The organism is Polynucleobacter sp. MWH-UH19D, from assembly GCF_040409795.1.
Lineage (GTDB): Bacteria > Pseudomonadota > Gammaproteobacteria > Burkholderiales > Burkholderiaceae > Polynucleobacter.
On sequence record NZ_CP099571.1, the window covers coordinates 1217816 to 1240988 of the forward strand.

The following is a 23173-nucleotide window of genomic DNA, read 5'->3' on the forward strand; positions in this document are numbered from 1 at the left end:
ATGTCTCACCGCAATCGTCTCCGTTCTGCATGGAATCGAGTCGATTCTGGTGAAGTCCATCGTGCGCCCCGACAGTGGCAAGATTGGTTAAACGATTCTGGATCACTTACACAAAAGATTGAGAAAGCGATTGGCCAAAAGCTGGTGGTTAAAGTTTTACAAGATCGCCGCCAATCTTTGCATCCTGATGAGTACTACTATTTTCAAAATAGGATCAAGCACTGTCGAGTAAGAGAAGTATTGCTTTGTGCTAATGAAACACCGCTGGTCATTGCGCGCAGCATCATTCCGACCTTAAGCTCAAGTGGTAGCAATCATTCCATTTTGCGCCTAGGAACTAAACCTCTAGGAGCGGTTCTATTTAGCAAAACTCGGATGCATTCAAAGACTAGACCACAGCGTGATATCGCTCGAATTGATAGAACTACTTCACTTTGGCAAAGCTTTAACAAGGCTGGTATCGCTCTACCTTCATCACTTTGGGCGCGTCGCACCCTTTATCACCTCAAGGGCCACCCTATCTTAGTCAACGAAGTTTTTCTGCCGGCTTTACTGAAATTCTCTGCAATTTAATTGCGTAAATAAACAGTGAGAAATTGTTAGATCTATAGCCAGGCTAAGGCGACTTTAATCATGGCTTCGTCTCCCGGCTCTGTGATGAAGACCTCACCAAAACCAATTGCCTGTGCAGTATCTGCAATATTGTCATGCGGGCATATCGCGTGAGCAAGATTCAGGCTTTGTACAAACTGATCTTTTGCAACACTTCCTAGATATCGTACTGCCTCCGAAGAGGTCAGTATCCATAGCGATGCTGATAGATTAATGTCTCGAACGGATTGCCATGCAGGATGATCAAGATCCAAAGGAATTCTGGTGTATGTTGAGATTGCCTCTACTGTCGCCCCGGCATTTTTAAGTGTATCGGCAAGCCATTCACGGCCACCATCACCCTTAAAAATCACAATTTTTTTAGTAGCCCAATCCCAGCCCAGCTTTTGTAATTCTTGCCAAAGACCTTCTGAATCCCACCTCCCGCTATCTTTTGGCATCAGCACCTGAGTGGGGACCTCTTCCAACCCAATTCCGTGATTGTTCAAAGCCAAACGACTACTACCACCCATCACGCCAACTGGAATAGTCTTCATAGAAAAATTCTGCCAGTCGCGCTTAAGCAAACGCATGACACTTTCAATTGCATTCGGACTCACAAAGATGGCTAGATCAGCATCTTTTAGCGCACTAGCAATGTGATCGACTAACTGCTCATTCTCTTTTGGAACAATCGTTAGTAGCGGTAAGGAAATGATGTTTACTGGAGAAATAATGTCACTGCGCTGTATAGCTTTCTGAAGTAATTCCACTTGCTGTCGCGCTTGACCACTTGGCCTAGTGATCACGATAGTTTTAGTGCTCATAATGACTTGTCTACTCGCCGCACGTGAAGATTTGATATCTACTTTGCAATTTTAGGAATTAAATCTGTGGCGCCCTGTGCAATTAGGTCTTGCGCAACAGACAAACCAAGTGCTTCAGCATCTGCCACCGAGTCTACTTTTGCGCTGCCATTAGCTAAACAAAATGATTTGCCATCTGTGCTGGCAACAAATGAACGAATATTCATATGCTGATCTTGCCACTGAGCGTAGGCGGCTAAAGGCACTTCGCAAGATCCGCCCAATTGACGAGAAACCATACGCTCGGCAGATACCGCATATAAAGTCGCAAGATCATTTAATGGCGCCAACCATTGTTTAATACTGGGGTGCTTACTCAGTGTTTCGATACCCAGAGCCCCTTGTCCCGCAGCTGGAGTGTAAGGATCATATGGAAGGTAATCGCGAATTCGAGCCTCTAAACCTAATCGCTTTAAGCCAGCAGCTGCCAAAATAATGGCCTGATACTCGCCACGATCAAGTTTGCTCATTCTGGTATCTAGGTTCCCACGCAAAGGAACAATTTCTAGACGGGGAAATTTCGCCCGGAGTACAGATTCACGGCGCAGACTTGAAGTGCCGACAATCGCACCTTTTGGAAGATCTTCCAAACGAGCATAGTCATTTGATACAAAAGCATCTCTGGCATCCTCTCTTGCCATTACGCAGGCAAGCTCAAATCCTTCGGGCATCACCATCGGAACATCTTTGAGGGAGTGGACAGCCAGATCAGCTCGACCATCCTCTAGTGCTGTTTCTAATTCTTTTACAAAAAGGCCTTTACCACCCACTTTTGAAAGGGCTCGATCCAAAATTTGGTCGCCGCGGGTAGTCATCCCCAAAATCTGCACATCGCATGCTGGATAGAGCTTTTTTAGGCAATCACGCACGTGCTGGGCCTGCCACATCGCCAATCGGCTCTCGCGAGAGGCAATTACCAAGCGCTGTGGGGCTAACTGGCCAGTCGCTGGAGACAAAGAATTTAGAGAATCAGACATAACATTTAAAATAATCAAAGACCTACACCAATATACTGTGTTTATGAGCTCATCCAAAAATTCCCTTGCCAATAAAGCCCAAGCCTGGTCGGCTCGTTTTGCTGAACCGGTTAACGAACTCGTTCAGCGTTATACAGCCTCTATTGGCTTTGATCAACGTTTTGCGCTAGTCGACATTGCAGGATCTTTGGCTCATGCCCAAATGTTAGCGACTCAAAAAATCATTAGCGTCCAAGATCTTGCTGATATTGAGCGTGGAATGGCGCAGATTAAAAACGAAATTGAAGCCGGTGAATTTAACTGGCAACTCGCTCTTGAGGATGTCCATCTCAATATTGAAGCGCGTCTTACAGAATTGGTTGGAGATGCCGGCAAACGCTTGCACACGGGTCGTTCACGCAATGATCAAGTTGCTACCGACCTACGCCTGTGGTTAAGGGGTAGCGTTGATGAAATCGCGGTAAGCCTAAAAACGCTACGTAAAGCATTGCTAGATCTGGCAGAAAAAAATGCTGCAACGATCATGCCTGGTCATACCCACCTACAAGTTGCGCAACCCATTACTTTTGGTCATCACTTGATGGCTTACTACGAAATGTTCAGCCGTGATGGAAGTCGCCTTAATGACTTGCGTGCGCGCTTTAACCGCTTGCCCCTAGGAGCCGCAGCACTTGCAGGCACGACCTATCCAATTGATCGTGAGCAAGTAGCTAAGACGTTGGGCTTTGATGGCATCTGCAGTAATTCTTTAGATGCCGTATCAGATCGTGATTTTGCAATTGAGTTTTGCGCCTTTGCATCTATTCTGATGATGCACGTATCACGCCTATCTGAAGAATTGATCCTTTGGCTCAGCCCTCGCTTTGGATTTATTGACTTGCCTGATCGCTTCTGCACGGGTAGCTCCATCATGCCTCAGAAAAAGAATCCTGATGTCCCCGAATTGGCGCGCGGTAAGACCGGACGTGTTTATGGTGACCTCATGTCTTTATTGACGTTGATGAAGGGTCAGCCTCTTGCATACAACAAGGATAATCAAGAAGACAAAGAACCTTTGTTTGACGCTGTTGATACCGTACAAGATACCTTGCGCATCTTTGCAGATATGGTCCCCCACATTGAAGTGAAAGCAGATGTCATGAAAGCAGCCGCAGAGGAAGGTTTTGCTACTGCGACTGATTTGGCTGATTACCTAGTTAAAAAGGGTTTAGCCTTCCGCGATGCCCATGAGGCGGTAGCCCATGCGGTTAAAGCCTGCGTTGGCAGAAACTGTAAGTTGACCGATCTCAGTCTTTCCGAGTTGCGCTTTGCCTGCGGTCTAGACAGTCGTCCTGAACTAATCGGTGATGATGTATTTAAATTACTTACAGTAGAAGGCTCCGTGCAGTCACGCCAGCATGCTGGTGGCACAGCCCCCGCCCAAGTTCTAGCCGCTATTAAACGGGGTCGCGCAGACCTTTAATTAACATGGGGTTTTGGCAAAAAATCTCCAAGGCGATTGATTCGATCAATCAACTGCTTGGCAGTATAGCCAGCATCATGATTTTGCTCTCTTGCGTTGTTTCTGCTGCCAATGCACTACTTCGTTATGGCTTAGATATCAGTAACAACTGGCCACTGGAGTTGCAGTGGTACTTATTTAGCGCGGCTGTCATGCTCGGTGCATCTTATACGCTAAAGCGAAATGAACATGTGCGCGTTGATTTGATTTATTCCCACCTTTCTGATCGTGGTCGAATTTGGGTAGATCTATTTGGCTTAGCCTGTTTTTTGATGCCTGCTTGTCTACTGTTTACTTGGCTCTCTTGGACAACTTTGTTCTACCCTTCCTGGCTCATCTCAGAGAGCTCGCTGAACTCTGGCGGACTGGTGCGCTATCCCATTAAGTTCATCGTACCCTTTGGCTTTTTCATGCTAAGCCTGCAAGGCTTATCAGAAATCATCAAACGCGTTGGCGCCCTCAAAGGTCAATACATCCTGCCCGCCGAAGATCTTCATTACGAAAAGCCCATGCAATGATTCCATTGGAGTGGATGCCCCCTCTCATGTTTGGTGGTCTGGTCATCTTTATGTTGATCGGTTTCCCGGTGGCATTTTCATTGATGGCTGCAGGATTATTCTTCTCCTTGATTGCCATGAGTGAAGGCTTTTTTGGTATCGCATTTTTACAAGCTATTCCACTACGCATCTTTGGCAGCGTGCTCGCCAATGACTTACTGCTGGCCATTCCATTCTTCACCTTTATGGGTGCAATTTTGGAGCGTTGCGGCCTTGCGGAAGAGATGCTGGACTCGATGGGCCAGCTCTTTGGTCGAGTGCGAGGTGGCCTTGGATACTCCGTCATTATTGTTGGGTTTATTCTTGGGGCAATTACTGGCACCGTAGCTGCCCAAGTGATTGCCATGGCGATGATTTCTCTCCCGGTGATGATGCGCTATGGCTACAACATGCGTTACGCTACAGGCGTTTTAGCAGCCTCAGGCACGATTACTCAGTTAGTGCCGCCATCGTTAGTGCTTATTGTCTTGGCAGATCAACTCAAGACCCAGAGTGGCAGCGCCGACGTTGGAAGCATGTATTTAGGAGCATGGGGTCCATCCATTTTGCAAATTGTCCTATTTGCTCTTTACACCTTCTTTCTCTCACGCATTCGTCCTGACTATTTGCCACCAGTTCCCGAAAGCGATCTGACCCTAAAAGGCTGGGCGCTCTGGAAAAAATGTCTAATGGGCATCATCCCATCTGCGGTACTAATCTTCTTGGTGTTGGGTACCATCATGACAGGCATCGCTACGCCAACAGAATCTGGCGCAATGGGCGCAATGGGCGCCCTATTGCTAGCTTGGTTACGACGCTCCAGCATTCCGAATCTTTCTGGTCTCATTAAACAGTCTTACCAAAATACCATGCGCATTACCGCGATGGTGGTATTCATCTTGATTGGTTCAACCTGCTTCTCAGTTGTGTTCCAAGGTGTGGATGGTGGTCGTTGGGTAGAAGAATTATTCTCCAACTTACCTGGAGGTTGGATTGGCTTCTTAATTGTCGTAAACCTGTTTGTATTTTTCTTGGCCTTCTTCTTAGACTTTTTTGAGATCGCTTTTATTGTGGTGCCGATGTTGGCGCCAGTCGCCGTTAAATTACTCTCGCCAGTATTGCTCGACTCCATGAATGGCAATCCTCAAGCGGCAGCGAGCGCTGCCCTGGTTTGGTTTGGAGTGATGCTTTGCGTCAATATGCAAACTTCATTCATGCACCCACCTTTTGGTTTCGCCTTGTTCTATTTACGTGGCGTAGCACCTAAAGAGGTGAAGAGCAGTGATATCTATTGGGGCGCCCTACCTTGGGTCGCTCTGCAGTTAGTGATGGTTGTACTCGTAATGGCGTTCCCAGCCATGGTGACTACTTTCTTAGATAAACCTGTGGCAGTCGTGCAAAGTCAGGATTTCAATTTCACTGGGGTTGATGAAAACAAACCCGAGCAAACCAACAAGGTTGATGAGGATGCTCCGGTAACCTTTCAGTTAGATAAGCCGGTCAAATAAAAAACCCGCACTAGCGGGTTTTTTATTTCAGGCGAGAATTTCGTTAAAGGGTGATGTCTGGCTGCTGCCTAACGCAGTCGACATAGTACTCACTTCGTCCATCCACATCCGCCTTGACCAAGCCATGAATATCCGTCTCAAAACCTGGGAACTTTTCATTAAAGTCTCTTGCGAAGTAGAGATAATCAACGATGCGCTTATTAAAGCGCTCTCCTGGAATGAGTAGCGGAATACCTGGAGGATACGGAGTAACCAACATTGCCGTTACACGACCATCCAATTGATCTAAAGGAACACGGTCCACTTCTCGATGTGCCATCTTCGCCCATGCTTCAGATGGCATCATGGCAGGCTCCATATCCGAGGTATACATCTCAGTAGTCATACGTGCCACATTTCGACTCTTATAGAACTCATGGATTTGCTGGCAAATATCCTTTAGTCCAACACGCTCGTAACGTGGGTGCTTTGCTACAAATTCAGGCAAGACCTTCCAGAGCGGAGCATTCTTATCAAAGTGGTCTTTAAATTGTTGTAACTCTGTTACCAAGGTATTCCAACGACCTTTGGTGATGCCGATTGTGAACATGATGAAGAAAGAATACAAACCGCACTTCTCGACAATCACACCATGCTCCGCGAGATACTTTGTCACAATACTCGCTGGTATTCCCATTGAACCAAAGTTGCCCTCAATATCAAGACCAGGGGTAACCACTGTGGCCTTAATGGGGTCAAGCATGTTGAAGCCTTTAGCAAGCTTGCCAAAGTCATGCCAGCTCGCATTCGGCTCCAATATCCAATCAGAGCGCTCACCAATACCCTCTTCCGCTAGATGATCAGGGCCCCATACCTTGAACCACCAATCCGCACCAAACTTGTCATCAACTTCACGCATCGCACGGCGAAAGTCCATCGCCTCAGCGATTGACTCTTCAACCAAGGTTGTGCCGCCAGGCGACTCCATCATCGCCGCAGAAACGTCGCAAGATGCAATAATCGCGTACTGTGGACTCGTTGAGGTGTGCATTAGATATGCTTCATTAAAGCAATCTTTATCAAGCTTATGCTCTTCCGCATCCTGCACTAATACTTGTGATGCTTGAGATAAACCCGCCAAGAGTTTATGGGTAGATTGGGTTGCAAACATCAAGCTTTTCTTGGTGCGCTTACGATCTGCACCAATTGCATGCATATCCTTATAGAACGGATGGAAGGCAGCATGCGGCAACCAAGCTTCATCAAAGTGCAAGGAATCTACCTTGCCGTCCAACATGTCTTTGATCATCTCAACGTTATAGACGATGCCGTCATAAGTACTTTGTGTGAGTGTCATCACACGTGGAACAACGTTTTTATTCTTAATGAACGGGTTTGCATCGATCTTCTTCTTGATATTGGCCCACTCAAATTCTTCTTTTGGAATGGGTCCAATAATGCCCAGATGGTTGCGCGTGGGCATCAAGAAAATAGGAATCGCGCCCATCATCGTGATCGAGTGGATGACAGATTTATGGCAATTACGATCAACCAAAACCACATCACCAGGAGCTACGGTGGAATGCCAAACAATTTTGTTTGAGGTGGATGTTCCGTTGGTCACGAAAAACAAATGATCTGAATTAAAGATGCGGGCTGCATTGCGCTCACTCTGCAATACCGGTCCGGTATGGTCTAAAAGCTGGCCTAACTCCTCAACCGCGTTACAAACGTCAGCACGCAACATATTCTCACCAAAGAACTGATGGAACATACGCCCTACTGGACTCTTTAAAAATGCCACACCGCCTGAGTGACCTGGGCAGTGCCAAGAATATGAACCCTCAGATGCGTAATTGGTTAAAGCACGGAAGAATGGAGGCGCCAATGAATCCAAGTAAACCTTAGCCTCACGAATAATGTGACGCGCTACAAATTCTGGCGTATCTTCATTCATATGAATAAAGCCATGTAATTCACGCAAGATGTCATTTGGCATATGGCGTGATGTGCGTGTCTCACCATATAGGAAGATTGGAATATCTTCGTTGCGCTTACGTACTTCTGTAATAAAGGCGCGCAAGTTATTTAATGCGGGAAGATCATGATCTTCTGAGTCTGATACAAACTCCTCATCATCGATTGACACAATGAACGTAGAAGCGCGGGAAGCTTGTTGTGCAAATGAGGTCAAATCACCATAGCTAGTCAAGCCAATCACTTCCATACCTTCGTTCTCGATCGCCTCAGCGAGATCGCGAATGCCTGAGCCCGAAATATTTTCAGAACGAAAGTCTTCATCAATGATGATGATTGGGAAACGAAATTTCATAAATAATCCCTTGCTGTTTTGTCCGATACGTTCGGAACTCGCTTCTCAATATTGGATAGCGAGGCTTGGCGATGCCCTTGCTGCAATTTGTCTGCTACCGCAATTGAATTAGGTCTTAGGCAGGGTCACGCCCCGCTGACCTTGATACTTGCCACCACGATCCTTGTATGATGTGCCGCAGACCTCATCACTCTCAAAAAAGAGTACTTGCGCACATCCTTCGCCTGCATAAATTTTTGCAGGCAATGGGGTGGTGTTAGAAAACTCCAATGTGACGTAACCTTCCCACTCAGGCTCAAATGGCGTTACATTCACAATAATGCCGCAGCGGGCATAAGTACTCTTACCAACGCACACTGTTAATACACTGCGTGGAATCTTGAAATACTCAACCGTTCTAGCTAAAGCAAATGAGTTTGGTGGAATGATGCAGACATCACCCTTGAAATCAACAAACGATTGCTCATCAAAGTTTTTAGGATCAACAATGGTGCTGTTGATATTGGTAAAGATCTTAAATTCGTCCGCGCAACGAATGTCATAGCCATAACTTGATGTGCCATAGCTTACGATTTTGTTGCCGGAGGCATCTTGGCGGATTTGGCCCGGCTCAAATGGGCTAATCATGCCTTGCTCGCCCATGCGGCGGATCCAGTGGTCAGATTTAATAGTCATGGGCGAATTGTAAAACCTTCGCCCACTCCTGCCCACGAAATTATTGGGTTTTTGGACTAAAAACTACCCTCTCCGGGGCGTTATAGATCTCAAAGTGTTTGCCCGAGCAGCGAGACAAAATAGTGAGGTTCGTTTTCCGAGCCAGCTCAAGGCCCATCAGGGTAACCCCAGAACGCGTTAATAAGAATGGGATACCCATCTGGGCACCCTTAATTACCATCTCGGAAGTCAGGCGCCCAGTGGTGAAGAAAATCAAATCTTTACCCGGCCTATTGGCAAGCCACATCAAACCTGAAATCGAGTCCACCGCATTATGACGACCCACGTCCTCTATGAAATGCAAGAGCCGGACGCCCTGCTCACCCTCGCGCTCAAATACGGCGCAGGCATGGACTGAGCCTGACTTCTTATAAATAGTGTCATGAACCCGCACACCTTCCACAAGAGCAATGATGGCCTCTTGGGTTAATTGAGGGCCATCTGGAAGACGAATTTCAGCCATCTCTTCGATCAGACCGCCAAACATTGTCCCTTGACCGCAACCCGTAGTGACAACACGTTTACTGGTGAGGGCATCGATATCCACTGTGCTGCGCCGAGTCTTGACGGCGGCAGAATCCGTTTCCCAATCCACCTGAATGCTCTCAATATCGTCTGGCGACTCCACCAGGCGCTGGTTACGCAGATATCCCAAAACTAAGGCTTCAGGGGCGCTCCCCAAAGTCATTAAAGTCACCACTTCCCGCTTATCCAAATAAATTGTCAGCGGGCGCTCCCCAGGAATATGGGTTAGCTTGCAACGTCCAGCCTCATCCAACACTTCCACCTCGTGCACCAAAGGCACTGAAGCGCAAGACATCTGGATTGTGGGTTTTGGACTCTCTTGAGACATGAACTACCTTCTAAATTGGGTATGAACGAACATTTACTTTAACCGCAGACTAAAATCATTGCTCAAGCCATCATAATGTTGGATTGAGTCCAAATTTAACCTTTCTTCATTAATTTGCTTTTCATGAGTAGTCCCCAGCGTCGCCTTCTCGTAACTTCCGCCCTGCCGTATGCCAATGGTCAGATCCATATTGGTCACCTGGTGGAATACATCCAAACTGATATTTGGGTCCGCTTTCAACGGATGCGCGGTCATGAAGTCCATTATGTTGGCGCCGACGATACACATGGCACGCCCATTATGTTGCGTGCAGAAAAAGAGGGTCTTACTCCCAAAGAATTAATCGCGAATGTTTGGAAGGAACATAAACGCGACTTTGATAATTTTCTGATTTCTTTTGATAACTACTACACCACCGATAGCCCTGAGAATGAAAAATTATCACAGAGCATCTACCTAAAATTGCGTGATGCGGGCTTAATTGAAAAACGCGCAATTGAACAAGCATACGATCCAATTAAGGAAATGTTCCTGCCAGATCGTTTTATCAAGGGCGAATGTCCAAAGTGCGGCGCGAAAGATCAGTATGGTGATAACTGTGAAAAATGTGGCGCCACTTACTCTCCAACAGATTTAAAAAATCCATTCTCCGTTGTGAGCGGTGCAACACCTGTTAAGAAAATTTCCGATCACTATTTCTTTAAGTTATCCGACCCTCGTTGCGAAGCTTTTTTAAGGGAGTGGACACAAGTAAAAACGCCACTGCAGTCAGAAGCTCGTAACAAGATGAAAGAATGGGTTGGAGAGCCTGGCGACAGCAAATTAGGCGACTGGGATATTTCTCGTGATGCCCCCTATTTTGGCTTTGAGATCCCCGATGCACCAGGCAAATACTTCTATGTTTGGCTAGATGCCCCAATTGGTTACTACGCTAGTTTCCTCAATTATTGCCAAACTAAAGGCCTGAACTTTGATGAATGGGTAAAGCCTGATACCACTACAGAGCAGTATCACTTTATTGGTAAAGATATTTTGTATTTCCATACCTTGTTTTGGCCAGCTACTTTGCAATTTGCTGGCTATCGCACCCCCACGAATGTATTTGCTCACGGCTTCTTAACTGTTGATGGCGAGAAAATGAGTAAATCACGCGGCACATTAATTTCAGCAAACAGCGTAATTGAGTGCGGATTTAATCCCGAATGGTTCCGCTATTACTTCGCCACCAAGCTTAATGACAGTATGGAGGATTTAGATTTAAATCTTCAAGACTTTGTTGCTCGTGTAAATAGTGACTTGCTAGGCAAATACATCAATATTGCAAGTCGAAGCGCTGGCTTCTTAGTGAAACGATTTAACGGCATTGTTTCTGATGAGGCAATAAATCACTCCTTACTCAAGGACATTGCGAGCGCGAGTGAAAAAATTGCATTGCTCTATGAAGGAAGAGAGTTTGCAAAAGCCCTGCGCTCTATTATGGAACTTGCTGATAAGGTCAACGGCTTTGTGGATGAAAACAAGCCTTGGGAAATCGCTAAAGATCCTGCACGAGAAGCAGACTTGCAAAAAATCTGTAGCGTGACATTGGAGGCATTCAGAATGCTCAGCCTCTATTTGAAACCCATCATTCCAACCGTGGCAACTGGGGTTGAAGAATTTTTATCCTTACCACCCCAATCTTGGTCTGATATTGCCACACCCCTATCTAGCAAAAATCCGATCAAGCCCTACAAACATCTAATGACTCGAGTCGAAGCCCCACAAATCGAGGCTTTACTGGCTGCAAACTTGTAAAAATCGCCTCAAAAAGCACCTATAATGGTGCTCGTAGATCTCAATTACCATTTGTCTTTAATTACTTAAGTCATTGAAATTATTGAGTTTTTTAGGAAACATCATGGCAAGATACCAATCTGAATTTACCCAGTTCCTAAACGAGCTGAAGGCCCAGAAACCTCACCTTGAGGCAGACCAACAAGCTGGTCGAGCATTGCTTTGGGACAAAGAGCCTCTGACCGTGGAAGATCAGCGTCGCGCTAAGGCCGCCAAATTAAAGCAACGCGCCTACGTTTACTCGAATGACTGAGCCAAACACTCAGCCAATTCCGGATTTACTTGATAGCACCCCATCGGTTATCGATGGCATGTCGGAGGCGTTCGCCAAGCTTTATGGCGAGCCACTATTTAAGCTTCCGAATGATTTATACATCCCTCCTGATGCATTAGAAGTTTTTCTAGAGGCATTTGAAGGGCCGCTGGATCTTTTGCTGTATCTCATTCGCAAGCAAAACTTTAATGTGCTTGATATCCCAATGGCTCAGGTCACTCAGCAGTACCTCAGTTATATCGATCAAATTCGCCATCACAACCTTGAGCTTGCAGCAGAGTACCTGCTCATGGCTGCCATGTTGATTGAAATTAAATCACGCATGTTGCTGCCAATGAAGAAAGCAGATAGCGAAGAAGAGGTGGAAGATCCACGCGCAGAGTTAGTACGTCGCTTACTCGAATACGAGCGTATGAAGCTGGCAGCTCAAGAGCTTGACCAAATCCCACAGCACGGACGTGACTTCCAGGTAGCCCATGGCTTTGTGGATACTACCGTTGCAATTACCTGGCCTGAAGTGAATTTAGAAGATCTACAAATGGCCTGGCGAGATGTATTACACCGCGCCAAATTAAATCAGCACCACACTATTACTCGCGAAGAGTTATCTGTTCGAGACTTTATGACTCGCATCTTGCGTCGCTTGCAAAATACCCGCTTTATCGAATTCGGTGAGCTATTTGAAGACGCCATTAAGTCTGGCAAAGGAATTCCGGTTGTGATTGTCAACTTCATTGCTATGCTGGAGCTTTCCCGTGAATCTTTGGTGGAGATTACCCAAGCCGAACCTTATGCACCAATTTATGTTCGCTTGGCATACACTCCCGTTGCATGAAAATCATTAGCGACATTCAAGAGCTGCGCGATCATTTGCGCGGACAAAATCGCGCCTCTTTTGTGCCAACCATGGGGAACCTTCATGAAGGCCATTTATCACTAATGCGTCTGGCAAGACAACATGGTGATCCAGTGGTAGCAAGCATCTTTGTGAATCGCTTGCAATTTGGTCCAAACGAAGATTTCGATAGTTACCCGCGGACTATGCAGGCCGATATCGAGAAACTTGAAAAAGAAGGCGTATACATCTTATTTGCACCTACTGAGCGAGACCTCTATCCGCAACCACAAGAATATCGAGTGGATCCACCTCAGCAACTTGGAGACATCCTTGAAGGTGAATTTCGTCCTGGATTTTTTAAAGGTGTGTGCACTGTAGTTTTAAAGCTATTTTCTTGCGTACAACCCAAAGTGGCCGTGTTTGGTAAAAAAGATTATCAACAGCTCATGATTATTCGCCAAATGGCTAAGCAATTTGCTTTACCAGTAGAAATTGTTCCTGGTGAAACGATTCGCGCTGATGATGGTTTAGCCCTCTCCTCGCGCAATGGCTATCTATCTGCTGAAGAACGTGCTGAAGCCCCAGAACTTCAGAAAGCACTCAAGGAAGTGCGCGAGCAAGTATTGCAACTCAGTTCACGAAATACTAATTCAATATCTGAGATTGAAAAAGCAGCCGTTGCTAAATTAACAAGTCGCGGCTGGAAGCCAGATTACATTGCGATTCGTCAGCAAAGCAATCTCGCATCAGCATCCAATGAAAACTTACAAGCAGGCGAACCTCTAGTCATTTTGACCGCGGCAAAACTAGGTAAAACTCGCTTGATTGATAACCTCGAGATCTAAGCTCGAGGTTTTTTACCTATAGGGCGAAAAACTGCCCTGCTTGCAGATTTAACTCCTTAGCCAATTCGGCGCCATTTACCTTACCTGTCGCACCTTTTGCTTTAAGCACTTCGATCTGTCCACCATGGCACGTCACAAAGAATGAATCCAATGTGATTTGAGTAACTTCACCTGGCTTACCTTTGACCGCGCCAAAAGTTGCAGCGACATGTTTATGGCAATCGTAGATTTGTACTTTTTGTTCGCCAAACTTAGTCCATGCACCAGGGGCTGGGTTACAAGCACGAATCAAGTTATAGATTTGTGAAATATGACTTGCCCAATGAATCTGCGCAGCATTGGCATCAAACCAGCCTTCGTAATTCGCTTGCGACTCATCTTGAGCAATTTCTTGATGCTTGCCAGACACCACTAAATCAGCAGCCTCTAGCAAAGCTTTAACGCCAATCGGAAATAAATGATCAAAGTAGATTTTTCCCAGAGTGTCATCCGGTCCAATCGCCACTTCTTTTTGTAATATCACTTCACCTTCATCTAGACCGTCAGATGGACGGAAAATGGTTAGGCCCGTTTTGTCTTCTCCCAAAGCAATCGCCCAGTTAATGGCACTTGGGCCGCGATATTTTGGCAATAAAGATGGGTGATACTGAATCGTACCGTGCTTCGGAATTTTGCAGAGTTCTTGGGGAACAAACTGCAGCACATATGCCATGACACAAATATCCGCTTGACTATCGATCATCGCTTGAGCAGCCTCAGGACTTTTGAGGGAGGCAAACTGCAAGGGGTTTAGCCCCCTTGCGATAGCAGCCTCTTTTAAGACTTCTGGTTTGCTTGCCTTGGGATTATCTGGCGGACAGAAGACGGCGACTATATCATCGCCGCGTTCTAAAAAAGCCTCTAAAGCAGCTTTACCAAAATCCGCACTCCCAATTAAAGCAACCCGCATCTTAAATTACCTTATCGTGACGAAGTGCAATGAGGTCATCCGTAGAGTATCCGAGCTCACTCAGAATCTCGTCGGTATGCTCACCAAGCAATGGTGAGCGTGTAACCTCAGTGGGGCTATCAGACATTTTGATTGGGTTACCCACCGTCAAGTACTTACCCCGAATCGGGTGATCAACCTCTACCACTGTTCCAGTAGCGCGCAATGCTGGCTCTTCAGCGATTTCTTTCATCGATAAGATTGGGCCGCATGGAATATCGTACTGATTCAAGATATCCATAACTTCAAACTTGGTCATGGTCATCGTCCATTTTTCAATCTCAGCGAAGATTTCCATCAAATGCGGTAGGCGGGCCATAGGTGATGCAAAGCGTACATCGGTAATCCAATCTTCTCTACCAATCACCTTGCAAACCGCTTCCCATACTGGAGCTTGAACAATCACATACATATAGGCATTAGGATCCTTTTCCCAGCCTTTACATTTCACAATCCAACCAGGCTGACCACCCCCAGAGGCATTGCCTGCGCGGGGTACAGAATCACCAAACTCTCCATTTGGAAACTGTGGGTACTCTTGCATTAAGCCATTGCGTTCCAAACGTTGCTGATCACGTAACTTCACACGGCACAAGTTCAGCACCGCATCTTGCATTGCCGCCAAGACTTTCTGACCACGGCCAGAATGAGTACGTTGATACAAAGCAGTCACGATGCCTAGAGCTAAATGCAAACCAGTACCGCTATCACCAATCTGCGCACCAGTTACCATGGGCGGACCATCATCAAAACCAGTTGTAGATGCAGAGCCGCCAGCGCATTGCGCTACGTTCTCATACACCTTGCAATCCTCGTATGGGCCAGGTCCGAATCCTTTTACGGACGCCATGATCATCATTGGATTTAGCTCCTGAATGCGCTCCCAAGAAAATCCCATACGATCGAGCGCGCCTGGCGCAAAGTTTTCAACTAAAACGTCACACTCTTTAATCAAGCGCTCCAGAATTTCTTTACCTTTTTGGGTTTTGGTATTGACGGTAATTGAACGTTTGTTGTGGTTCAACATCGTGAAATACAAACTATCCGCATCTGGAATATCACGCAATTGACCACGCGTGGCATCCCCCTCCCCAGATTTTTCTACTTTGATTACATCTGCGCCAAACCAAGCCAACAACTGCGTACAAGTTGGCCCTGATTGAACGTGCGTAAAGTCAAGGATTTTGACCCCTTCTAGTGCTTTTGCCATGATTTAAGTCCTAATAAGAATGAAAATTTTGAATTAGGGCGATTTTACCAGCGGGGGACACTAGGAAATGGTCTGTGCTTAATTTTTAAGCACCTTGTACGGCAAAGGCTTATAAGCAGACTATGCTGAAGGCTTCTCCAGTTCCCCAATGCGCTTTTTCAGAGCTCGCTCTTCAGCAAATCGAGCCGTCTCATCCCGAATAATTGCCACCACACCATTCGCCTGGTGATTCTCATCAAATAGCATACCAACTGTAAATGCGATCGAGAGCGTACTACCATCTTTATGTTTTGCTGGAACTTTTAGCAAAGAGGTGCCATAACGAGTGGTGCCTGTCTGCATAGATTTACTATAACCTTCACTATGTCTCTCGCGCTGGCGCTCAGGGACAATCAAATCTAGAGTTTGACCTAGAGCCTCATCTTCGGTGTATCCAAAAATACGAGTTGCTGATGGATTCCACAAGACAATCTTTTCATTGGCATCGGATACGATAATCGCATCGCCAACACACTCCACCAACTGGTGCAAATCAATATTGGTTTTCATAGGATCAGTCTAAAACGATTTCAAAATCTCTGCCGAAGTAATTAATGCATTTGATGCAATAAAAAAGGCGCCCACAAGGAGCGCCTTTGAAACACATCAATTGCTGATAGTTCTTATTAAACCGCTTTCGCTGCGTGCAACTTAGCGATGTCATCAGCGCTGTAGCCAAGATCAGCCAACACTTCATCAGTGTGCTCACCCAATACAGGAGATGGCTTCACATCAATTTGCAAGTCAGAGAACTTGATTGGGCTACCGATAGTCAAATACTTACCACGTACTTTGTGGTCAACTTCAACGATTGAACCGCTCTTACGCAAGTCTGGTGATGCAGCCAACTCTTTCATCGAAAGAACTGGTGCACATGGAATGTCGAACTTACGGAGGATATCCACAGCTTCGTATTTAGTCTTGTCTTTGAGCCAATCCTCAATGGTTGCGAAGATGTCAAAAATCTTATCTTGACGCGCTTCAGCTGTCATATATGCAGGATCAGTTGCCCACTCTGGTTTACCCAAAGCTTTAGTAATTGGCTCCCATGCGTGACCCTGAATCGTGAAGTAGATGTATGCATTTGGATCAGTTTCCCAACCTTTACACTTCAACACCCAACCTGGCTGACCGCCACCACCAGCGTTACCACCACGTGGAACTACATCAGAGAATGAGCCGTGCGGGTACTGTGGATACTCTTCCAAGTAGCCAACCTTGTCCAAACGTTGCTGATCACGCAACTTCACACGGCACAAGTTCAATACAGCGTCTTGCATTGAGCAAGATACTTTTTGACCACGGCCAGTTTTTTCACGTTGCATCAATGCAGTCAAAATACCAATTGCCAAGTGCATACCAGTATTAGAGTCGCCCAAAGCAGCAGCAGAAACAGTTGGAGGACCATCCCAGAAACCGGTTGTAGAAGCAGCACCACCAGCACACTGAGCAACGTTTTCATACACTTTCAAATCTTCGTATGAGTGACCATCGCTAAAGCCCTTTACAGAAGCCATGATCATCTTTGGATTCAATTCTTGAATACGTTTCCAAGAAAAACCCATGCGATCTAAAGCGCCAGGACCAAAGTTCTCAACCATTACGTCAGAGGTCTTGATCATTTTCTCTAAAACCTCTTTACCTTCTGGAGTCTTAGTATCAAGAGTCAATGAACGCTTGTTACCGTTGAGCATTGTGAAATACAAAGCATCAGCGCCTGGGATATCGCGCAATTGGCTACGTGTAACGTCGCCTGCGCCTGGACGCTCTACTTTAATAACGTCTGCACCATACCAAGCCAACAACTGAGTACATGCAGGACCTGCTTGTACGTGTGTGAAGTCAATAATGCGAATACCGTCTAATGGTTTAGTCATGCTTGTTTCTCCTTAAGTCTTTCTTGTTTGCTTCTAAATAAATTTAATTACTTCTTGGCAGCTGCTGTAGATGGGTTTAAGTTTGTTAAACGTCCACTTTCAGTACCTGCAGTTTCATCAATAACAGCATTGATGAGAGCTGGTTTACCGGCAGCAATTGCTTCTGTTAATGCTGCTTCTAATTCTGCTGGAGTGGTTACATAGTAGCCAACACCACCAAATGCTTCGATCATCTTGTCGTAACGCGCATCTTTAACAAATACAGTTGGCGCCACATCTGCACCGCCAGTTGGGTTTTGATCGGTACCGCGATACACGCCATTGTTATTGAATACAACGGTTGTGATTGGCAACTTGTAACGGCAAACGGTTTCCAATTCCATACCGCTGAAACCAAAAGCACTATCACCCTCTACTGCGACCGTTGGCAAGCCACTGGTTACGGCTGCACCAATCGCATAGCCCATACCGATACCCATAATGCCCCATGTGCCTGAGTCAAAACGCTTACGTGGCTTGTACATATCCACGATTGCGCGGCAGTAGTCCAAGGTATTTGCACCCTCGTTTACCAGGTTCACATCTGGGTTCTTCTTGATCACATCACGAATCACACGCAATGCACCATGGAAGTTCATTGGGTTTGCTTCTTTAGCCAATGTCTCAGCCATCTTCGCTGTATTCTTCTCTTTCTTCTCAGCTATCGCAGCAATCCATTCAGCACTTGGCTTCGGAACAGCGGAGATACCTTTCAAAAGTTCCCCAACGCAAGAACCAACGTCACCAATTAATGGCGCGGCGATTTGTACGTTGCTATCCACTTCGTTCGCCTGAATGTCGATTTGGATAAATTTCTTAGGCTCTTTGCCCCATGTCTTACCCTTGCCGTGAGCAAGTAACCAGTTCAAACGTGCACCAACTAACATCACTGCATCAGCTTCAGCTAATACGAATGAGCGAGCCGCAGATGCAGATTGTGGATGGTTATCTGGCAACAAACCTTTTGCCATAGACATAGGCAAATAAGGAATGCCAGACTTTTCGATCAATTCACGAATCTCTTTATCTGCTTGCGCATATGCTGCGCCTTTGCCCAACAGAATCAATGGACGCTTAGCGCCTTTGAGTACATCTAATGCGCGAGCAACAGCATCAGCTGCTGGGATTTGACGCGGAACTGGATCGATTACCTTGAAGATAGTTTTCTTAGCTTCATCAGCTGGCATAGTTTGTGAAAGCAGTTGCGCTGGCAAGTCTAAGTACACACCACCTGGGCGTCCTGAAACTGCTGCACGAATCGCACGAGCAAAACCGATACCGATATCTTCAATGTGATTAATACGATAAGCAGCTTTACAGTATGGCTTAGCAGCATTGAGCTGATCCATCTCTTCGTAGTCGCCCTGCTGCAAGTCAACGATTTCACGTTCGCTTGATCCAGAAATCAAAATCATTGGAAAGCAGTTCACAGTTGCATTTGCCAAAGCTGTTAAACCGTTCAAGAAACCTGGCGCAGATACAGTCATACAAATACCAGGCTTTTGCGTCATGTAACCAGCAATCGCCGCAGCATTACCTGCATGTTGCTCATGGCGGAAACCGATGAAGCGCAATCCCTCAGCCTGAGCCAAACGGCATAGGTCAGTAATAGGAATACCAACAAGACCAAAAATAGTATTGAGGTCATTTGCTTTCAGGGCATCGATCACGAGGTGAAAGCCATCAGTTAACTGGGTGTTTTGATTATCTGTTGTCATAGTTATATATGTGAATTGCAGGTATAGCCTGAACATTCGTCAAGGCAAATTAGCTTGCGCTGCTGTCTCCAATAAAGTTATTAATCGCACAACGGGTTTTCGACCCGCTTAGGCTGAATTGAATATTAGGCTTGAGGGTGGGGTTCATCATTGACTTCGGTCAATTTCCCTCAAATCCTTGATCCTAAAGGGGGTTGTCCCCCGAACGGCTTAAATGAATAGCTCTTTGTGTTTGGATTTGAGACGGCTTAAGGTCTCTGGGGAGAGATTTAAATACGCAGCCAACTCTTTCTTGGGGAGCAACTCAAAGAGATCCTCGTACTTGCGCAGAAAGCGCTCTACCCGACCCGGGGCATCGAGCATATGCAAGGTAATCGTATGAGCCATGATCTCGCTCATCAAGCGCATCACCTCAAATTCAAAGCTTTCTTTGAGAGACTTATGTTCATCTAGAAACTCAGCCCATTTTTTGAGGGGCATACGTGCTACTCGGGCTTTTGTGACACTTGCTATGCTGTAAGGAGCGGCCGTTTTTAGACGCCATGCAGCGTAACTTGTCTCAATGTCTTTTTCAATTGAGAAGCGCAAAATCATCTCTTTAGCATCTGCGCTTGAAACAATGCGCTTCAAGATTCCGTCCAGCACGAAGTACTGCTCCATCTGATGATCACCCTGATGCAGCAAGATCTCAGACTTTTTAAGATCTGAAATCTCTAAATGGCGCTCTAAATCTGCCATCGCTGCTGAATCCAAGCTATTAAGTACGCAGTTTTGGCTCAACTGAAGGCGAATCAGGTTTTTTTCGGGGTGCTTATCTAATGCGGTCATGAATCCTTGTTCCTTGGCATCCATTGTAGACTTTATTGACCATGATCAAGTCTTTGGATATTTTGCTGCGTTGCAATAGGACTTATCTTTTTGGCGCATTAGGAAAGTCTTCAGCCTGTTTCTGAGTATTGATATGCACATAAGGGCAATGGCGACAGGAATTGCCACAACACCTCCCTTGCTTGAGAAGCGCTCCACTAGTGAACACTTGATAGCCTGACGCAGGGTCAATATAAGTGTCCATGCCCAGTTCGCATGCTTGCTCATGGAGTTGCTTGATATTTTGCATATGGATAGAAATGAAACCCCGAGGGCGCCTTCATTAAAAGTCGCTAAAAATTAACTAAGCTCAGATTTATTTAAAGGTGTACTTTGCCGTCACAAAATAAGTTGTTGGTGTGCTTGGATAGTAGTAGTAGCCAGTGCTTGAAGAATAACCGCCCGAAGTAGCATACGTACTGCCTCCAATATTCTTAACCGTAAATCTCATATCCCATGAGTCTATGTTGTAGTTGATATAGGCATCAGCAGCAACATAAGAAGGCAACTTTGCCAATGAATTTATAACTGATGGGGAAGCATCATAATTTTGGCTGCCTACATAGTTAACAACTAAGCCAGTATTCCACTGACTATTCAACATATATTGGGCTCTGGCATTGAGCAACAAGTCTGGCGATAGACCAACTCCAGCACCTGAATATGGTCCAGCTGCAAAAAGAGATTTTTGCAACTTACCCCCTCCAGCTAAGGTGAGATTTTTCATAACACTTGAGGATGCATCAAACACGAAACCCGTGCGATTAATATTGCCCGTCGAATTTAAATTCACGCTAGTTACTGGGTCGAATCGAATCTCATTTTGAGTAATTGACTGAAATACAGAAGCTGAAATATGAGTCTTGTTTATATTCCAATCTCCACCCGCTGAATAGGTTTGTGTAATTTGCGGCCTTAAGATGCCATTAAATACTGGCACCCATGTATTTGGATCAAACCCCCAAAACTCATCAGTATTTGGAAATCGATATGATTGATCCCATTTAACAAATACCTTCTGACCTGGCTGATAGTTATAGTTTGCAGCAAGATCTCCTGCATTAGCAGAATATTTTTGACTTGCACTGACTGTAGATCCGGTTGAGTAGTCATTTGTCGAAGCATTTTGAGCTTGATGCCTAAAGCCGCCGCTCGCCTCTAGGCCCTCAAGAAACCTCAAAGGCATTCGCGCAATTAAATACACCGACTGGTTTAAAACACTAACATTCTGTTGAAGGCTAGTATTGTTAAAAGTACCGCCCGAAGAAGAGCTTTGTGATGCTTGATTAAAGTCGTATCCAATAACTGCAGTACCCCAAGCGCCAAAGTTAGCTTTTATCTTTGGATTAATTGCTAATTGCCAATTGGGATAAAGGCCATAGTAACTGGGAACGTATGGGTAATTTTGATTCATATTCTTATTTGAATATGTGCCATCAATATCAAAGGTTACTAGATCGCTAATTGCCTTTATAAAACCAGCCCTAATTCCAGAGTTATCGGTGACAGTTGTAGAGCCAATGAATCTTGCTCGTGCAGACTGCGGGTTTCCTGACCCCGCCTGACCAAGCAATGCGCCTGAAGTTTGCGAATTCGAGTGGTTCAAAAAGATATCCGCGTAAACATTGTCGCCACCACCCAAGGCTTGAGTGAGCTTAGCATCAAAAGAATATGCATTCGCGGCAGAATTTTGACGCCAACCATCTGTATTGGATGTATTGGCTGTCAACTGAATGGTTGTGTCATCAAACTTATTACGCAAAATTGCATTATTAATAAGAGTGTTATAGCTACCATAAGTCACTGATGCTTGATTTAAGTTTTTCGCACCGCCATTCGTGATGATGTTAATGACGCCACCAACAGCTCCATTACCATACTGAACGCTAGCGCCGCCTTGCAGAATCTCAATACGCTCAATCGAATCAATAGGGACAGACTCCCAATTAATGGTGCCCGAATCTATTGGGTTCAAGCGTTGACCATCAATCAATATCAACGTAGTGCTACTCGCAGTGGCCCCAAATCCACCCATATCAACTGTGGCATCTAAATTCAGCGGATTCCCGCTTGCACTCCTTACATCTAATCCTCCAATTTGGGATAAGACTTCTGGAATGTTATTGGAGGTTGAATTTTCAATTTGATCTCGAGTAATGACTTTTATGTCAGCAGGAACTTCATTCAAGTTTTCTTCAAAACGAGATCCAGTTACAACAACGGTTTGTTGATTGGATTGCGCAATTAAGCTTGGTGATGCAATCGTTAATGCTACCCCAAAAAAAATGAGGTGAAGCTTCTTCTTGCTAAAAAAATGCATGGCATTTCCATATTTAAATATCGATTTCGTTAACTCTCCTCGTTAACAAAATCAAAACAGAAATCAGAAGGAAGGCATGCGAAGAAATGCAATAGCAAGGCTATTGCATAGTCGGCGCACGAAAATCCCACGTTCGTAATTTCCACCCGTTGAAGCCGGTATCCGGACTAGTGAACTCAAACATTTGACCTTCCCAAGCACTTTTGCTCAGTGGTATTTACAAATGCCTTGCATCTAACTTCAGATACGTTCACTTACCGTTGCGAGGACAGTTTGGCCGCTCTCAAGATCACTCTCTCAAACTCCAAGTTCCCGTTTAACTGCCTTTAAATTAATAAGGCAAGCACTATCAACATTCAAGATTCTAGCAAACTAGGTAGGAAGATCCTTAAATATCTTGGAATTACATATTGTCAGGACCATATTTTCCGCCCCACACCTTAAGCACTATCGCCCCAGAGCCACACC

General features: G+C 45.5%; 21 protein-coding genes and 1 riboswitch. Of the genes, 8 read left to right on the forward strand and 13 right to left on the reverse strand.

What is annotated here, in order from left to right:
* Positions 1-573 (forward strand): chorismate lyase, encoded by a 573-nt coding sequence (locus NHB34_RS06145; RefSeq protein WP_353426767.1) that lies wholly within the window; start codon positions 1-3, stop codon positions 571-573.
* A 32-nt stretch (positions 574-605) separates the two neighbouring features.
* On the opposite strand, the gene NHB34_RS06150 is transcribed toward NHB34_RS06145, so the two are convergent.
* The gene (locus NHB34_RS06150; RefSeq protein WP_353426768.1) at positions 606-1418 is read right to left on the reverse strand and encodes a uroporphyrinogen-III synthase; all 813 of its coding nucleotides are present in this window, start codon (positions 1416-1418) and stop codon (positions 606-608) included.
* Between the two features lie 38 nt (positions 1419-1456).
* On the reverse strand, positions 1457-2434 hold the full coding sequence (gene hemC / locus NHB34_RS06155) for a hydroxymethylbilane synthase (RefSeq protein WP_353426769.1): 978 nt from the start codon (positions 2432-2434) through the stop codon (positions 1457-1459).
* A gap of 43 nt (positions 2435-2477) precedes the next feature.
* Here hemC and argH point away from each other — a divergent pair, with 43 nt between their 5' ends.
* The 3 genes from argH to NHB34_RS06170 are packed head-to-tail and all read left to right on the forward strand — an operon-like array spanning position 2478 to position 5979.
* Entirely contained in the window at positions 2478-3896 is a 1419-nt protein-coding gene (gene argH / locus NHB34_RS06160; RefSeq protein WP_353426770.1) for an argininosuccinate lyase, read from the forward strand.
* A 5-nt stretch (positions 3897-3901) separates the two neighbouring features.
* Positions 3902-4453 (forward strand): TRAP transporter small permease subunit, encoded by a 552-nt coding sequence (locus NHB34_RS06165; RefSeq protein WP_353426771.1) that lies wholly within the window; start codon positions 3902-3904, stop codon positions 4451-4453.
* The gene (locus NHB34_RS06170; protein WP_353426772.1) at positions 4450-5979 is read left to right on the forward strand and encodes a TRAP transporter large permease subunit; all 1530 of its coding nucleotides are present in this window, start codon (positions 4450-4452) and stop codon (positions 5977-5979) included. The genes NHB34_RS06165 and NHB34_RS06170 overlap by 4 nt, the downstream gene beginning before the upstream one ends.
* 43 nt (positions 5980-6022) lie before the next feature.
* Here the strand turns inward: NHB34_RS06170 and NHB34_RS06175 are convergent, their stop codons facing one another.
* The 3 genes from NHB34_RS06175 to NHB34_RS06185 all read right to left on the reverse strand — a co-directional run bounded on the left by NHB34_RS06175 (position 6023) and on the right by NHB34_RS06185 (position 9857).
* Entirely contained in the window at positions 6023-8290 is a 2268-nt protein-coding gene (locus NHB34_RS06175) for an arginine/lysine/ornithine decarboxylase (protein ID WP_353426773.1), read from the reverse strand.
* Between the two features lie 108 nt (positions 8291-8398).
* Positions 8399-8965 (reverse strand): dCTP deaminase, encoded by a 567-nt coding sequence (gene dcd, locus NHB34_RS06180; protein ID WP_173955487.1) that lies wholly within the window; start codon positions 8963-8965, stop codon positions 8399-8401.
* Between the two features lie 40 nt (positions 8966-9005).
* Complete coding sequence (locus NHB34_RS06185; protein WP_353426774.1) at positions 9006-9857, reverse strand: formate dehydrogenase accessory sulfurtransferase FdhD; 852 nt, start codon at positions 9855-9857, stop codon at positions 9006-9008.
* A gap of 123 nt (positions 9858-9980) precedes the next feature.
* Here NHB34_RS06185 and metG point away from each other — a divergent pair, with 123 nt between their 5' ends.
* From metG to panC, 4 genes are all read left to right on the forward strand, one after another.
* Positions 9981-11651 (forward strand): methionine--tRNA ligase, encoded by a 1671-nt coding sequence (gene metG / locus NHB34_RS06190; RefSeq protein WP_353426775.1) that lies wholly within the window; start codon positions 9981-9983, stop codon positions 11649-11651.
* A gap of 103 nt (positions 11652-11754) precedes the next feature.
* The gene (locus NHB34_RS06195; protein WP_353426776.1) at positions 11755-11943 is read left to right on the forward strand and encodes a DUF3460 family protein; all 189 of its coding nucleotides are present in this window, start codon (positions 11755-11757) and stop codon (positions 11941-11943) included.
* Positions 11936-12799 carry a ScpA family protein gene (locus NHB34_RS06200; protein WP_353426777.1) on the forward strand — a complete coding sequence of 288 codons (864 nt, stop codon included), beginning with the start codon at positions 11936-11938 and terminating at the stop codon, positions 12797-12799. Before NHB34_RS06195 ends, NHB34_RS06200 begins: the two co-directional genes overlap by 8 nt.
* Positions 12796-13647 (forward strand): pantoate--beta-alanine ligase, encoded by an 852-nt coding sequence (gene panC, locus NHB34_RS06205; RefSeq protein WP_353426778.1) that lies wholly within the window; start codon positions 12796-12798, stop codon positions 13645-13647. The genes NHB34_RS06200 and panC overlap by 4 nt, the downstream gene beginning before the upstream one ends.
* 16 nt (positions 13648-13663) lie before the next feature.
* Here the strand turns inward: panC and NHB34_RS06210 are convergent, their stop codons facing one another.
* From NHB34_RS06210 to NHB34_RS06245, 8 genes are all read right to left on the reverse strand, one after another.
* Positions 13664-14596 (reverse strand): methionyl-tRNA formyltransferase, encoded by a 933-nt coding sequence (locus tag NHB34_RS06210; RefSeq protein ID WP_353426779.1) that lies wholly within the window; start codon positions 14594-14596, stop codon positions 13664-13666.
* A gap of 1 nt (position 14597) precedes the next feature.
* Positions 14598-15845: a formyl-CoA transferase gene (gene frc, locus NHB34_RS06215; protein ID WP_353426781.1), complete on the reverse strand. Its 1248-nt coding sequence runs from the start codon at positions 15843-15845 to the stop codon at positions 14598-14600.
* A gap of 120 nt (positions 15846-15965) precedes the next feature.
* The gene (locus NHB34_RS06220) at positions 15966-16394 is read right to left on the reverse strand and encodes a PAS domain S-box protein (RefSeq protein ID WP_353426782.1); all 429 of its coding nucleotides are present in this window, start codon (positions 16392-16394) and stop codon (positions 15966-15968) included.
* Between the two features lie 116 nt (positions 16395-16510).
* On the reverse strand, positions 16511-17761 hold the full coding sequence (gene frc, locus NHB34_RS06225; protein WP_353426783.1) for a formyl-CoA transferase: 1251 nt from the start codon (positions 17759-17761) through the stop codon (positions 16511-16513).
* Positions 17762-17808: 47 nt separating this feature from the next.
* Positions 17809-19518, reverse strand: a complete 1710-nt coding sequence (gene oxc, locus NHB34_RS06230; RefSeq protein WP_353426784.1) for an oxalyl-CoA decarboxylase — start codon at positions 19516-19518, stop codon at positions 17809-17811.
* A gap of 210 nt (positions 19519-19728) precedes the next feature.
* Positions 19729-20346, reverse strand: coding sequence for a Crp/Fnr family transcriptional regulator (locus NHB34_RS06235; RefSeq protein ID WP_353426785.1), 618 nt, complete (start codon positions 20344-20346; stop codon positions 19729-19731).
* 82 nt (positions 20347-20428) lie between these two features.
* Positions 20429-20635, reverse strand: a complete 207-nt coding sequence (locus NHB34_RS06240) for a DUF5522 domain-containing protein (RefSeq protein WP_353426786.1) — start codon at positions 20633-20635, stop codon at positions 20429-20431.
* A 66-nt stretch (positions 20636-20701) separates the two neighbouring features.
* Positions 20702-22705: a TonB-dependent receptor gene (locus NHB34_RS06245; protein ID WP_353426787.1), complete on the reverse strand. Its 2004-nt coding sequence runs from the start codon at positions 22703-22705 to the stop codon at positions 20702-20704.
* A gap of 135 nt (positions 22706-22840) precedes the next feature.
* A riboswitch (cobalamin riboswitch) is annotated at positions 22841-23071 on the reverse strand.
* Positions 23072-23173 lie beyond the last annotated feature (102 nt).